This is a genomic window from Phenylobacterium kunshanense (assembly GCF_003254525.1).
Classification (GTDB): domain Bacteria; phylum Pseudomonadota; class Alphaproteobacteria; order Caulobacterales; family Caulobacteraceae; genus Phenylobacterium; species Phenylobacterium kunshanense.
The window spans coordinates 425,888-438,830 of sequence record NZ_QFYS01000001.1 but is presented as its reverse complement, the minus strand read 5'-3'; the positions used below and the strand labels follow the sequence as shown (position 1 = coordinate 438,830).

The window sequence follows — 12,943 nt, the reverse complement described above, 5'->3', positions numbered from 1 at the left end:
TAGCGGGCGGGCCCCGTCAGCCATGATCTGGGCCGTCGGTGACGTGTCGGTGGGCCTGGTCCCGAAAAGCCTTGAGCCTGTCCATAAGAGGGCCGTCGAACTCGGCCGGCGTCGGCTCGCGCTCCAGGATCCAGCCGTAGAGATCCTGGTCGGGCTGCTCCAGCAGCGCTTCGAACCAGTCCAGTTCGGCGGGGGTGAAGGATGGGACATGCTGGTCCGCGAACGGCCCCAGGATGAGGTCCGCTTCCCGGAAGCCGCGGCGCCAGGCCCGCAGCTTCAGCTTCTTGAGCCGTGCTTCGTCTGTGGTCATGCGAGAGGTCGCGGATATAGAGCGGCGCGGTCCTTCGCGCCAGTCAGCTATGCTCCAAGGATGCGGCCGGAGATTCTGTTCCCGCTTTTCGCTCCCATCACGTCCCTCAAGGGCGTGGGCCCGCGCGTGGCTCCGCTCCTGGAAAAGGTGGCGGGCCCCATCGTGCGCGACGTGCTGTGGCTCAGGCCGCACTCGATCGTTGTGCGTACGCCGGCGATGCTGTCGGCCGCCGTCGATGGCCAGGTGATGACCTTCGAGGTCACCATTCAGGACTATCAGAAGCCCCGCGCCGCCAGTCAGCCCTGGCGGGTGCAGGCGGCCGACGCGACCGGCCTGATCACCCTGGTGTTCTTCGGCCGTTTCGGGGACCAGCTTCAGCAGCGCCATCCCGTCGGCGCCCGCCGGATCGTGTCGGGCAAGGTCGAGGAGACCCGGTTCGGCCGCCAGATGGTGCATCCGGACTACATGGTCGACCCCGAGCGGCGGGACGACATCCCCGAGATCGAGGCCGTCTATCCCGCGACCGAGGGGCTACCGGCCCGGCGGGTTCGGGGCTTCGTTCTCGAAGCCCAGTCGCGGGTCCCGGACCTGCCCGAATGGCAGGACCCGGCCTTCCTGACGCGGGAGCGTTTCCCTCCATGGCGGGAGGCCCTTGAGCTGCTGCATTCCCCGCGGAGCGAGGCCGACCTTTCCCCGCTCAGCCTGCATTGCCGTCGCCTCGCCTACGACGAACTGCTGGCCCACCAGCTCGCCATGGCCCAGCGGAAGGCCGCCCGCCGCCGCGAGCCGGCCGCCAGGATCGCGCCCAGCACCCTGGCCGAGGCGCTGAAGGCCGACCTGCCGTTCGCCTTCACCGGCGCCCAGAACCGCGCATTGGACGACATCCGCCAGGATTTTCGCGCCGGCGAGCGCATGAGCCGCCTGGTCCAGGGCGACGTGGGCTCGGGCAAGACCGTGGTCGCCATGTGCGCCATGGCCGACGTCGCCGAGGGCGGCGGCCAGAGCGCGCTGATGGCGCCCACAGAGATCCTGGCGCGCCAGCACTACGAGACGATCTCCGGGCCCCTCGCCGCCCATGGCGTCGGCGTCGTCCTGCTGACGGGACGGGACAAGGGCGCGGGTCGGGCCGAGAAGCTCCGCGCCCTTGCGTCGGGCGAAGCGCGGGTGGCCGTCGGCACCCATGCCCTCTTCCAGGACGAGGTGCGGTTCCATCGCCTCCAACTCGTGGTCATCGACGAGCAGCACCGGTTCGGCGTGGCCGAGCGCCAGCGCCTGCAGGCAAAGGGCGAGGCGACCCACCTCATCGCCATGTCGGCGACCCCGATCCCGCGGACCCTGGAACTGACGATGTACGGCGACCTCGACGTCAGCCGCATCGACGAGAAGCCACCGGGCCGCACGCCCGTCGCCACGAGGGCCGTTCCCATGCCCCGGATCGACGAGATCGTCGGCCGCCTGCGCGAGGCGGTTGCCGGCGGCGCCCAGGCCTTCTGGATCTGCCCCCTGGTTTCGGAATCCGAAGTCAGCGACCTGGCGGCCGCGGAGATGCGCGCCCTGGCGCTCTGGAAGGTCATCGGGCCGGGCGTCGGGCTCGTCCACGGCAAGATGGCCGGCGCCGAGAAGGACGCGGTCATGGCCGACTTCGCCGACGGCAAGCTCTCGGTTCTGGTGGCCACGACCGTCGTCGAGGTGGGTGTCAACGTGCCGAACGCCACGATCATGGTCATCGAACAGGCGGAGCGCTTTGGTCTCGCCCAGCTTCACCAGCTTCGAGGGCGGGTCGGGCGCGGCCGGCGGGAGAGCGCCTGCGTCCTTCTCTATGACCCGCCACTGTCGGAAACGGCCCAGCAGAGGCTGGACATCCTACGCCGCACGGACGACGGGTTCGTCATCGCCGAGAAGGACCTGGAACTGCGCGGTGGCGGCGACGCCCTTGGCCTGAGGCAAAGCGGCCTCCCCGACTATGTGTTCGCCGATCCATTCGTCCATCGCGAGCTGATCGCGGCGGCCGGTGACGACGCGCGGCTGATCGTGGCCAGGGATCCCGAGCTGACCAGCCCCCGCGGCCGCGCGCTGCAGGTCCTGCAAGAACTCTTCGACTGGAAGGCGGGGCTCGCGCTGCGAGACGCCGGCTGATCTTCTTATGCCGCCGCCGACCGGGCTAGCCCTGCCATGGCCTGGCGACAGGCGATCAGCGACTGGCCGAGGACCATCCCCCGCCAGACGTCGTCGTCCACGTAGAACGCTTCGCGGACCTGGGCCTTGATCGCCTGCCCGTCGGGGCTCAGCGGATCGCCGTGAGCATGCAGCCAGTTGTCGGCGCGGAGGGCTTCCAGGACCACGGTGCTGTCGACCGTGCCGTATTCAAGGGCGATCCCGGTGACACGGGCGTGGGGAAGCAGGCCGGGGGCCGCATCGAGCCAGTCGCCGGCCAGCTTGGCGGACACGGACTCGCCTCCGCTCTGACTGGCCACCGCAAGGCCGTGCCACAGGGCGGCGCGGCGATACTCGTCGGTGTCGGGCATGGCGCTGACGATCTGCTCCGCGTAGCCCAGCGGCCCGAGGCCCGTGTGATAGTCGATCACACCGACGTCCGAGGCCTGCGCCAGCCGTTCACCGAAGATCCGGGTGAGCATGACCCGGGACCAGGTCTCGGTCTTGCCGCCATAGAAAATCCCGTCCTGGTGGCGGTACTGGCCGCCCGACATCGCCTGCACGAGCGCCGGGAAGCCGTGCTCTCGCGCATACCCGAGCAGGACCGCTCGCGACTCGGCGCGGCTCTCTTCGGTCCAGGTCGCCGGCTTCACGGCGTCGGCCAGGGCGTCGTAGGCCGGGTTCTCCGGCAACGGTTGCGAGAAGTCGATGAAGTTGCGGTTCAGGTCGACGTTCTCGTGGGTCACCCGCCGGCTCCAGGCGAAGCCATAGGGGTTGATCGCATGCACCAGCATCACGGCTGTATTGGCCCCCCGATGCGCCGCCTCCCCTCGCCGCAGCCAGTCGATCTGGGCGCCCGAGCCGCAATGGCCCTCGACGCCGTGCGTGCCGGACACCAGCACCAGGACGGCCGGCGCGTCCGCGGGTCCGATCCAAGCGACATCGGTAGCGAGATCGCCGCCGTCGGGGCCCCGCTCAGGATGACCGTAGGTCGCGATCTGGGCGCCGGCTGCGCGCGCCGCCTCGACGAACTTGCCTCGCGCCGCCGCATACGTCGCCGAAAAGGGACTCTCAGACATCAGCCCCTCATCATCCGCTCAAGAACGTGCTGGCGGTTGTCCATGGCGCGCCCCTCCCTCGCTTGGGTTGAGCTTGTCATCGCGCGCGCCAGGCCGCCAGCCGGTGCTTCGCGTCCGCCTCGATGTCCGCATAGAAGAGATTGAAACCTGGAGCCTTGCGCCGATCCGCCCAGTTCCCGCTGCGCTTGAACGCGGACGATCTGGGCCGGCTCACCTTGAGAATTCCCCCCTCGCAGCGTGCGGAAACATGCCGGGCGGTGAAGGCGGGGCGGGCCCCCCACTCCAAGCCGGTGGCGTTGGCTGCGCCGAGGTGCAGGCGTGCGGGCGCGGGCTGGTCGGAAACCGCACCAAGGATGGGGTTGAAGCAAAGCGCCGGGCGGGGAGCCAGGTTGACGAGCTCACCCCTGGCGTTCCAGACCAGGGCGCGATCCAGGAGGCGCTGGGCCGCGTCGAAATCGCCTTCGTAGACCCGGGCCCATGCCGCCAGACACCCGGCCTGGCGCCGCTCCACGCAGGGGGGAATGGGCGGGCTGTCGGCAGGGGCGACGGTGTCCACCAGATACGCGGCCACGAGACGTCCCTGGAGCATCGGGTCCCGGGCGACCTCCTCGGCCAGGAGCCGGAGACCCAGGGTGCCCCCCTGTTCCACGCCCACGATCAGGAACGGGCGGCCGCCGTTGTCGTGCTGGATGTAGTGGCGGAACGCGTCTCGGACGTCGCTATAGGCGAACTGTCGCGCCTCGCGCGCGTCCTCCCGGAGCGTTGTCAGGCTGTAGAGGCTCGCCTGCCTGTAGCGCGGCGCGAAGACCCGGCCGACGCCCACGAACGGACCGACGTAGTTGGGCGCCATGACCCGCTCGAACTGCCGGCTTGCCTTTCGCGCATTCAGCCGCGCGTTCCAGTTCCGCCCGCCGTCGTAGGTGGTCGGCGCGATGAAGAAGACATCGGCGTCGAGGCCGTTCGCCGAACCGGGCCTCAGGTACCAGGACGCGGCGTTCGCGTAGTCTGGCGCCGGGGGCGGGTCGTAGGTCTGGAAGGGCACCTTGGGATCGAGCGCCGTCGAAACCAGATCGCCCCAGAAGACCACGACCGCAATGGCCAGGATCAGCGCCACGCCGAGTAGGCTCGTCAGCCACCAGCCCCGGCGGCGCTGGATCGGCTGCGGCTCGCTCATCGTCAGCGGTATGGATCGGGCTGGCTGAGGAAACGGCCGACGTAGTCCCCGATCCCATCTTCCAGAGACGTCATGGGAGCCGAGTATCCGGCCTCGACCAGACGCTCCATCCGGGCCTCGGTGAAATACTGGTACTTGTCGCGGATGGCCGGCGGCATGGGCGTGTAGTCGATCTGAGCGGTCTTGCCGGCCGCCGCGAACACCTGCCGCGCCAAATCCTCGAACGTGCGGGCCTGACCCGAACCGAGGTTGTAGATGCCGTTGACCTGCGGGTTATCGTAGAGCCAGCGGGTCACGTCGGCCACGTCGCGGACGTACACGAAGTCCCGCTTCTGGCCCCCGTCCGGCACGTCGGGTCGATAGCTCTGGAACAGCTGGACAGCGTGTCCGTCGCGGACGTGCGGCCAGATCTGCGAGGCTACGGACTTCATGCTGTGCTTGTGCTCTTCGTTCGGCCCGTAGACGTTGAAGAACTTCAGACCCACCCACTGCGGGGGCGCATAGTCGCGGCTCGCCTGGCGGACCGCGAACAGGTCGAAGAGAGCCTTGGACCAGCCGTAGGTATTCAGCGGGCGCAGGGCCGATAACGCCTCGTAGCTGTTGTCATCGACGAATCCCTGGTCCCCCGCGCCGTAGGTCGCCGCCGAGGACGCGTACACGAGCCGCCGCTGCCGGTCGGCGCACCAGCGAAAGAGATCGCGGCTGAGCGTGAAGTTCGAATGGACGATCTTGTCCGCGTCCGGCTCGGTCGTGGACGACACCGCGGCCATGTGGACGACCAGCTCGACGTCGCGCCAGCGCTTCTCCAGCCAGTCGAACATGTCGTCTGGCGCGACGAAATCCCCGATCGGATGCTTCGCGATATTGCGCCACTTGCCCAGTTCGGCTTCGCGCAGCCGATCGCAGACGACGATGTCCAGTCCGCGATCCTCGGCCAGCCGCGCGACGATATTCGAACCGATGAAGCCCGCGCCGCCGGTGACGAAGACGATCCGCCGGGTCATGCCTGCTCCTTTCGCGCCATCCGAGCGATGGCGGCCGTGGTGGAATAGCCGTCGACGATCTCCGCCAGGCGCACTTCGCCGCCCCACGATTTCACGATGTCGCCGCCGACCACCTGTTCCTCGGTGTAGTCCGCCCCCTTGATCAGCACATCGGGCCGGGCCGCCTCGATCAACCCGATCGGCGTCGGGTCGTCAAACGGAGCCACGAGATCGACGCTGCGGAGGCCCGCCAGCACCAGCGCGCGGCTCTCCAGATCGTTGACGGGTCGGCCTTCCCCCTTGAGCGCCCGCACCGAGGCGTCGGAATTGACGCCCACGATCAGGCGGTCGCACCAGCCTCGCGCCTGGGTGAGGTAAGCGACATGGCCGCGATGGAGGATGTCGAAGCAGCCATTGGTGAACCCCACCTTCAGCCCCTGCGCCCGCCAGCGCGCGACCTCATCCACCATCCGCTGGGGTGTAGCGATCTTGCCCTCGGCGACGGAGGCGTGCGCGGAAAGCAGGGCTTCCACCAGCTCGTCCGGCGTAACAGTGGCCGTCCCCGCCTTGCCCACCGCGACGCCGGATGCGAGCTGGGCGAAGGCGATGGCATCCTCGATGCCGGCCCCTGCCGCAAGCGACAGACCCAGGGCGGCGAGCGCCGTGTCGCCAGCCCCGGACGCGTCGAACACCTCGCGCGGGGTCGTCCGGAAATGCCGGATGGGCTTTCCTCGAAGCCCCAGGGACACGCCTTTCCCCGCGCGGGTGACCAGCACGCCCTTTGCGGCCCATAGCTCAAGGGCCCGAGCAATGGCGATCTCAACCTCGCTATCGCTCTCGGTCGGCAGGTCCGTGGCGTAAGACAGCTCGACCGCGTTCGGCTTCACGAGATCGATCTCGCCATAGCGGGCGAACGAACGGGCCTTGGAGTCCACGATCACCCGGGCGCCGGTCTCGGCCGCCGCCTCGCGCGCCGCCGCGATGACCGCGTCGGTGACCACGCCCTTGCCGTAGTCGGAGATCAGGACCACGCCGGCGCCGCGCGCGGCGTCTCGCACGGTTCGCACAAGACGTTGTTCAACCTCCCCGGTGACGGGCCGGCTCTCCTCAAGGTCGACGCGGAGGAGCTGCTGGCTGCCGGAGACGAAGCGCGTCTTCAAGGTGGTGGGGCGTCCCGGGTCGGTGACGAGGTAACCCTCGATCGTCGGCTCCTCCTCCCCCACGAGCCGCGATGCGTCGTGGCCCTCCGCGTCCCCGCCAACGACGCCGACCAGGGCCACCGAGCCGCCCAGGGCGGCGATGTTGCGGGCGACATTGCCTGCCCCGCCCAGCATCTTCAGTTCGCGCTGGCGAGCCAGCACTGGGATTGGCGCTTCGGGGGACACGCGGCTCACCGAGCCATAGACGAAGCGGTCGACCATCAGGTCGCCGACGCAGGCGACCCGCTTGCCCGGAAGGGCGCCGAGAAGACTCTGAAGAGAGGCCAAGTCCATGCGGCTAGCGTGTGCGGCCGGTTGCGGAGGCGGTCAAGCGCCGCCGACCGCCGATCTGATCGCCTTGAGCTGCGCCAGGAGGCCGGCGGCCTCGCTGATCGGAAGAGCGCTGGGACCATCACACAGCGCTCGGTCCGGGTCGGGGTGGAACTCGAGGAACACCCCGTCAGCGCCTGAGGCTACCGCCGCCCTCGCGATCACCGGCACGCCTTCGCGCCGCCCTCCCGTGGCCACGCTGTTTCCCCGCGGGTCGGCTCCGGGCAGCTGGACCGCATGGGTGGCGTCGATCGTGACCGGCACGCCCAGATCCTTCATCCGGCCGATACCCAGCATGTCCACGACAAGATTGTTGTAGCCGAACGAGACCCCACGCTCACACAGGATGGTGATGGCTTTTCCGCCGGTCGCATCGCCGATCTTGTCGACGATGGCGCGACAGTCCCACGGTGCAAGGAACTGCCCCTTCTTCACATGCAGCAACCCGCCGGCGGCGGCGGTCGCCCTGGCCGTGGCCACCACGAGGTCCGTCTGCCGGCACAGGAAGGCGGGAATCTGGACGATGTCCGCCACGGCGGCGACCGGGTCGGCCTGGTCCACCTCGTGCAGGTCGGTGCAGATCGGGACGTTCAGCTCGGCCTTCACCGCCGCCAGCATCTGGAGCCCCTTCTCCAGTCCAGGCCCGCGATAGCTGGTGATCGAGGATCGGTTGGCCTTGTCGAAGCTGGCCTTGAATACGTACGGCAGGCCGAGATCGGCAGTGACCGCCTTCAGATGACGACCGACCTCGATCGCCATCGACAGGTCTTCAAGCACGTTGAGGCCGGCGATCACGACCAGTGGCTGGCCGTCGCCGATCGATAGGTTCCAGCGGTCGAGGGTGAGGACGGCCATGGGACTTCCTTCGCGGTGTTGCGGTCTAGTCGCCTGACGCGGCGGTCATCTCAAGCGCATTCGCGCGTCTGCTCGCGCCCCTTGACCGTATCGTTGGCTCAGCCGATAGCGCGCCCCGCTGCCGGTGATATCCTCAGCGTGGGTACGGGGGTCGATGTATGAAGGCGGGTTCGCAGATGCCGGACCTCTCTGGGACGCCGTTCGTCTTCAGGACCGCGGCGCAGACCATCATCCGGAACTGGAACACGGGGGTCATGACCTTCGTGCTGCCAGACGGACGGCGGATCCGACTCGAAGGCGCTGAACCCGGTCCCGAGGCGACGCTGATCGTCAACGACTACGGATTCATCAAGCGCACGATCTCGAACGGCACGATCGGCTTCGGCGAAGGCTACATGGCGGGCGAATGGGATACGCCCGACCTCTCGCGGCTGCTCGAGGTTCTGGCCCAGAACTATGCCCGCTTCGAGAGGGTTTCCTTCGGGTCGCGCTTCATGGCCGCGCTGAACCTGCTGGAGCACATGTTCCACCGCGACAACAGCCGCTCGGGTTCAAAGAAGAACATCCACGCCCACTATGACCTGGGCAACGCGTTCTATTCCCGCTGGCTCGACCCCACCATGACCTACTCGGCGGCGCGCTTCGAGCGCCCCGGCGAGCCCCTGCCCGACGCGCAGAAGCGCAAATACCGGACGCTGTGCGAGAGTATGGGTCTGGCCCCCGATCACCATGTGCTCGAGATCGGCTGCGGCTGGGGCGGCTTTGCCGAGTTTGCCGCCAAGGACGTCGGCGCCCGGGTGACCGCAATCACCATCTCCGAGGAGCAGTTCAAGTTCGCCAAGGAACGCATGTTCCGGCTGGGCCTGAACGAAAAGGCCGACGTCCAGTTGGTCGACTACCGGGACGTCTCGGGCCGCTTCGACCGCATCGCCTCAATCGAGATGTTCGAAGCCGTCGGCGAACGGTACTGGCCCACCTATTTCGGCAAGGTCCGGGAGAGCCTGAAACCCGGCGGCCAGGCCGGGCTGCAGATCATCACCATCCGCGACGAGTACTTCGAGCACTACAAGCGCACGCCTGACTTCATCCAGAAATACATCTTCCCGGGCGGCATGCTGCCCTCGGAGGAGCGGCTGAAGGCGGTGACCGACAAGGCGGGGCTGAACTGGGGGCCGATATCGCGGTTCGGGGTCTGCTATGCGGATACCCTCGCCGAATGGGCCCGGCGGTTCGAGGCGGCGTGGGACGACATCACCCATCTCGGATTCGACGAACGGTTCCGGAAGCTCTGGCGCTTCTATCTCAGCTACTGCGAGGCCGGATTCCGCACGGCCCGGACGGATGTCGTCCAGCTCAGCCTCGTCAAAGCTTAGGCGCCCTCTATTCCTGGCCGCCCCGCTTGCCTAAGTAGGCGGCTATGGAGATCGCTCGCAGCGTCCTGGACGCCATCGGAAACACGCCCCTCATCCGGCTCCGGCGCGCCAGCGAGGAGACCGGCTGCGAGATCCTCGCCAAGGCCGAGTTCATGAACCCGGGCCAGTCGGTGAAGGATCGGGCCGCCCTCTACATCATTCGCGACGCCGAGCAGAGGGGACTCCTCAGGCCCGGTGGCCGGATTGTCGAGGGTACGGCCGGAAACACCGGCATCGGCCTCGCCATGGTCGGCAAGGCGCTGGGCTACAAGTGCACGATCGTCATCCCGCGCACCCAGAGCCAGGAGAAGAAAGACGCCATTCGCCTGTACGGCGCGGAACTCGTGGAGGTGGACGCCGTCCCCTATGCCAACGAGATGAACTATGTGAAATATTCCGGACGCTTGGCTGCAGAACTTGACGCGAAATCCCCGGCCGGCGCGGTCTGGGCCAACCAGTTCGACAACGTCGCCAACCGCCAGGCCCACGTCAGCGGCACCGGTCCCGAGATATGGCGGCAGACCGAGGGCAAGGTCGACGCCTTCATCTGCGCCGTGGGCTCCGGCGGCACCCTTGCGGGTGTCGCGGAGGCCCTGCGGGCACGCAATCCGGCCGTGCAGATCGGAATGGCGGATCCGCATGGGTCGGCTCTGTTTCGCTACTACACCCAGGGTGAACTGGGATCGGAAGGCTCGTCGATCAGCGAGGGCATCGGCCAGGGACGGGTCACCGGCAACCTGGAGGGGCTGACCATCGATCGCGCCTACAGGATCTCGGATGAGGAGATGCTGCTCGCGATCTTCGACCTGATGGAGTTCGAGGGGCTGGTGATGGGCGGCTCGACAGGGGTGAATGTCGCCGGCGCGATCCGCATGGCGAAGGACCTGGGGCCGGGCCACACCGTCGTGACGATGCTCTGCGACCACGGACAACGCTACCAGTCCAAGATCTACAATCCCGAATTCCTGCGCGAGAAGGGGCTGCCCGTGCCGGGCTGGCTGGAATAGCGATGGACGACCCACTCGTCTCCACGGCCTGGCTCGCAGCGCGGCTGACCGATCCCGGCGTCCGGATCGTGGACGCCACCCTGCCTCTGGTTGGGCAGTCAGGGCATGGGCGCGACAGCTATGTCGCCGGCCACATCCCGGGCGCCGTCTTCTTCGACATCAACGCCATCGCCGATCCCGAGACGGACCTGCCGCACATGCTCCCGACGCCGGAGGCGTTCGCCGAGGCGGCCAGCGCCTTGGGCCTGCCTCGCGAGGCCACGATCGTGGTCTACGACGCGCACGGCATCTACTCGGCGCCCCGGGTGTGGTGGACGCTTCGGGCCATGGGCTACCCGAGGGTCTTCGTTCTCGATGGCGGCCTGAAGAAGTGGCGTAGCGAGGAGCGACAGGTCGACACTGAGGCCGTGACGCCCACGCCGACGACCCTGGCGCCCGCATTCAAGCCGGATCTCGTCGCCGATCTCGACACAGTGCGCCGCGTCCTCGATGACGGCTCCGCGCAGGTCGTTGACGCCCGTTCTGCCGCCAGGTTCCGGGGCGATGCAGCCGAGCCGCGCCCCGGACTCCGAAGCGGACATATGCCCGGAGCGTTCAACCTGCCATTCGACAAGCTCCTCAACGAAGACGGCACGCTGAAGCCGGCAGATGCGCTGCGCGAGGCCTTCGGAGCGATCGACCTGGATCGTCCGATCGTCACCACCTGCGGTTCCGGCGTCACCGCTTCGATCCTAGCCATCGGGCTGGCGCGGCTGGGCCGTTTCGATGCGGCCGTCTACGATGGCTCGTGGTCCGAATGGGGCGCCCGCCCCGATGTCCCGGTCATCACGGGAGACTGATCCATCGAAATCCGCCCCGCGTGCGAACAGGATCTGCCCCATCTCCCACGGATCGAGCTCTCGGCGGCGCAGGCGTTTGCCGGAACCGGAATGCCGGGCTTCCTGATGGCGGACTGCGCGGCGGCGGACGCATGGGTTCCGCACCTGAGGGCCGGCACGCTCTGGATCGCCGAGGCTGACGGCCAGCCCGTCGGGTTTCTTGCCGCCCGGGTCGAGGACGCGCGACTGCATATCGACGAGCTCGACGTGGATAGATCGTATCAGGGCCGTGGGGTTGGCCGCCGCCTGCTTGCGACGGCGATCGATTGGGCGCGCGACCACGGCGTCGGTCGGGCGAGTTTGACGACCTTCCGCTCGATTCCCTGGAATGGGCCCTTCTATGCGTCGCTGGGCTTCAGGGAATGGTCGGACGATGAGATCCCCCCGACCATTCGCCAGGCCCTTGCCGAGGAATCCGCGCGTGGCCTACCCGACCGTTGTGCGATGGTGATGGTGCTCTAACGCATCGGCGGCGCGTACATCAGACCGGGCTTCGGCGCGCTCCAGAGGGCGTTCAGGCCGCGCTCCAGGCGGAGCGCGGAGTCTCCGCCGAGGTCCCGACGGAAGATTTCATGATAGGCCCCGACCTGGCGGATCACCTGATAGGCCCAGTCGGCCTCTAGCCCGAGCAATTCGCCAAGATCGTCTTCCAGGCCGAGCAGTCGACGCGTCTCGGGATCGGTGGCGGTCTCGCGGGTCTGTTCCACCGTCGCCGAAGAAAGTCCGAGTTCCTCGCCCAGCAGCGTCGCGTAGATCGTCCAGCGCACAATATCGGCCCAGACCGGGTCGCCGTCGCGGACCACGGGCCCCAGCGGCTCTTTCGAGATCACGTCCGGGAGGATCACATGCGCCCCGGGATTGCCCAAAAGCGAACGGGAGGCCGCGAGCGCCGAGACGTCGGCCGTGAACGCGTCGCACGCCTCCGCCTCGTACGACTGCCGGGCCTGTTCCTCGGACTTGGTCTTGAGCGGCGCGTACTTCATGCCCCGCACCCTGAAGTAGTCATCGAGGTTGTCCGCGCTCGCCGTGCCGTCCTGCACGCAGATGCGCGCGCCCGACAGTTCCTCTGCGCTGGTCAGCCCTAGGGACCGGGGCACGAGGAAGCCCTGGCCATCGTAGTAGGTGGTCGCCGGGAAGGTGACGCCCAGCCCGGCATCTCGCGCAAAGGTCTGAGACGTGTTGCGGGAGAGGATGTCGACTTCGCCCTTCCTCAAGGCGGCAAAGCGGTCTTGGGCGTCGATCGTCGCGAAGCGGACCTTCGCAGAGTCGCCCAGCGCCGCCGCCGCGACGGCGCGACAGATGTCGACGTCGAAGCCCCGCCACTCGCCGCGGGCATCGCGCATCGCAAAGCCGGGCAGGCCTGGGTGGACACCGCAGAGCAGGTAGCCACGCGCCCTCACCTTCTCCAGGGTCGGACTTTTCGCCACCGCATAGCCTGTAGGCTCGGCCGCCGGCGCCGCGGCTTTCGGCGCGGGCGCCTTTTCGGTGGGCTTCGGGGCGCCGCACGCGGCGAGCGACGCCGCCGCAATCGCTATCGCCAAAAGGCGCCGCGCCATCCCTGC

Annotated in this window: 12 protein-coding genes; 5 read left to right on the top strand and 7 right to left on the bottom strand. The window is 68.1% G+C overall.

What is annotated here, in order from left to right; genetic code table 11:
- Window positions 1-16: 16 nt before the first annotated feature.
- Window positions 17-310 carry an FAD assembly factor SdhE gene (locus tag DJ019_RS02260; protein ID WP_111274351.1) on the bottom strand — a complete coding sequence of 98 codons (294 nt, stop codon included), beginning with the start codon at window positions 308-310 and terminating at the stop codon, window positions 17-19.
- A gap of 60 nt (window positions 311-370) precedes the next feature.
- Here DJ019_RS02260 and recG point away from each other — a divergent pair, with 60 nt between their 5' ends.
- Complete coding sequence (gene recG, locus DJ019_RS02255; RefSeq protein WP_111274350.1) at window positions 371-2,446, top strand: ATP-dependent DNA helicase RecG; 2,076 nt, start codon at window positions 371-373, stop codon at window positions 2,444-2,446.
- 5 nt (window positions 2,447-2,451) lie between these two features.
- On the opposite strand, the gene DJ019_RS02250 is transcribed toward recG, so the two are convergent.
- The 5 genes from DJ019_RS02250 to kdsA all read right to left on the bottom strand — a co-directional run bounded on the left by DJ019_RS02250 (window position 2,452) and on the right by kdsA (window position 8,084).
- Window positions 2,452-3,543: a M14 family metallopeptidase gene (locus DJ019_RS02250; protein WP_111274349.1), complete on the bottom strand. Its 1,092-nt coding sequence runs from the start codon at window positions 3,541-3,543 to the stop codon at window positions 2,452-2,454.
- Window positions 3,544-3,619: 76 nt separating this feature from the next.
- Complete coding sequence (locus tag DJ019_RS02245) at window positions 3,620-4,717, bottom strand: DUF3089 domain-containing protein (RefSeq protein WP_111274348.1); 1,098 nt, start codon at window positions 4,715-4,717, stop codon at window positions 3,620-3,622.
- Window positions 4,718-4,719: 2 nt separating this feature from the next.
- A complete protein-coding gene (gene rfaD, locus DJ019_RS02240; RefSeq protein ID WP_111274347.1) occupies window positions 4,720-5,721 on the bottom strand; it encodes an ADP-glyceromanno-heptose 6-epimerase in 1,002 nt (333 codons plus the stop codon).
- The gene (gene rfaE2, locus DJ019_RS02235; protein WP_111274346.1) at window positions 5,718-7,193 is read right to left on the bottom strand and encodes a D-glycero-beta-D-manno-heptose 1-phosphate adenylyltransferase; all 1,476 of its coding nucleotides are present in this window, start codon (window positions 7,191-7,193) and stop codon (window positions 5,718-5,720) included. Before rfaE2 ends, rfaD begins: the two co-directional genes overlap by 4 nt.
- Before the next feature lie 33 nt (window positions 7,194-7,226).
- Complete coding sequence (kdsA, locus tag DJ019_RS02230; RefSeq protein ID WP_111274345.1) at window positions 7,227-8,084, bottom strand: 3-deoxy-8-phosphooctulonate synthase; 858 nt, start codon at window positions 8,082-8,084, stop codon at window positions 7,227-7,229.
- Window positions 8,085-8,260: 176 nt separating this feature from the next.
- Between kdsA and DJ019_RS02225 the strand changes: the two genes are divergently transcribed.
- The 4 genes from DJ019_RS02225 to DJ019_RS02210 all read left to right on the top strand — a co-directional run bounded on the left by DJ019_RS02225 (window position 8,261) and on the right by DJ019_RS02210 (window position 11,843).
- Window positions 8,261-9,457 (top strand): SAM-dependent methyltransferase, encoded by a 1,197-nt coding sequence (locus tag DJ019_RS02225; protein ID WP_240606343.1) that lies wholly within the window; start codon window positions 8,261-8,263, stop codon window positions 9,455-9,457.
- Window positions 9,458-9,501: 44 nt separating this feature from the next.
- Window positions 9,502-10,503 (top strand): cysteine synthase A, encoded by a 1,002-nt coding sequence (locus tag DJ019_RS02220; protein WP_111274343.1) that lies wholly within the window; start codon window positions 9,502-9,504, stop codon window positions 10,501-10,503.
- Between the two features lie 2 nt (window positions 10,504-10,505).
- Complete coding sequence (gene sseA / locus DJ019_RS02215; RefSeq protein WP_111274342.1) at window positions 10,506-11,342, top strand: 3-mercaptopyruvate sulfurtransferase; 837 nt, start codon at window positions 10,506-10,508, stop codon at window positions 11,340-11,342.
- Between the two features lie 90 nt (window positions 11,343-11,432).
- The gene (locus tag DJ019_RS02210) at window positions 11,433-11,843 is read left to right on the top strand and encodes a GNAT family N-acetyltransferase (RefSeq protein ID WP_111274341.1); all 411 of its coding nucleotides are present in this window, start codon (window positions 11,433-11,435) and stop codon (window positions 11,841-11,843) included.
- Here the strand turns inward: DJ019_RS02210 and DJ019_RS02205 are convergent.
- Entirely contained in the window at window positions 11,840-12,937 is a 1,098-nt protein-coding gene (locus DJ019_RS02205) for an amino acid ABC transporter substrate-binding protein (RefSeq protein ID WP_111274340.1), read from the bottom strand. The two genes, DJ019_RS02210 and DJ019_RS02205, sit on opposite strands and share 4 nt — an antisense overlap.
- Between the last annotated feature and the right edge of the window lie 6 nt (window positions 12,938-12,943).

Coding starts and splice junctions, on each gene's coding strand:
- DJ019_RS02205 (WP_111274340.1), bottom strand. CDS start 12,937: ATGGCGCGGCGCCTTTTGGCGATAGCGATTGCGGCGGCGTCGCTCGCC.
- rfaE2 (WP_111274346.1), bottom strand. CDS start 7,193: ATGGACTTGGCCTCTCTTCAGAGTCTTCTCGGCGCCCTTCCGGGCAAG.
- kdsA (WP_111274345.1), bottom strand. CDS start 8,084: ATGGCCGTCCTCACCCTCGACCGCTGGAACCTATCGATCGGCGACGGC.
- DJ019_RS02225 (WP_240606343.1), top strand. CDS start 8,261: ATGCCGGACCTCTCTGGGACGCCGTTCGTCTTCAGGACCGCGGCGCAG.
- DJ019_RS02220 (WP_111274343.1), top strand. CDS start 9,502: ATGGAGATCGCTCGCAGCGTCCTGGACGCCATCGGAAACACGCCCCTC.
- DJ019_RS02245 (WP_111274348.1), bottom strand. CDS start 4,717: ATGAGCGAGCCGCAGCCGATCCAGCGCCGCCGGGGCTGGTGGCTGACG.
- DJ019_RS02260 (WP_111274351.1), bottom strand. CDS start 310: ATGACCACAGACGAAGCACGGCTCAAGAAGCTGAAGCTGCGGGCCTGG.
- recG (WP_111274350.1), top strand. CDS start 371: ATGCGGCCGGAGATTCTGTTCCCGCTTTTCGCTCCCATCACGTCCCTC.
- sseA (WP_111274342.1), top strand. CDS start 10,506: ATGGACGACCCACTCGTCTCCACGGCCTGGCTCGCAGCGCGGCTGACC.
- DJ019_RS02210 (WP_111274341.1), top strand. CDS start 11,433: ATGCCGGGCTTCCTGATGGCGGACTGCGCGGCGGCGGACGCATGGGTT.
- rfaD (WP_111274347.1), bottom strand. CDS start 5,721: ATGACCCGGCGGATCGTCTTCGTCACCGGCGGCGCGGGCTTCATCGGT.
- DJ019_RS02250 (WP_111274349.1), bottom strand. CDS start 3,543: ATGTCTGAGAGTCCCTTTTCGGCGACGTATGCGGCGGCGCGAGGCAAG.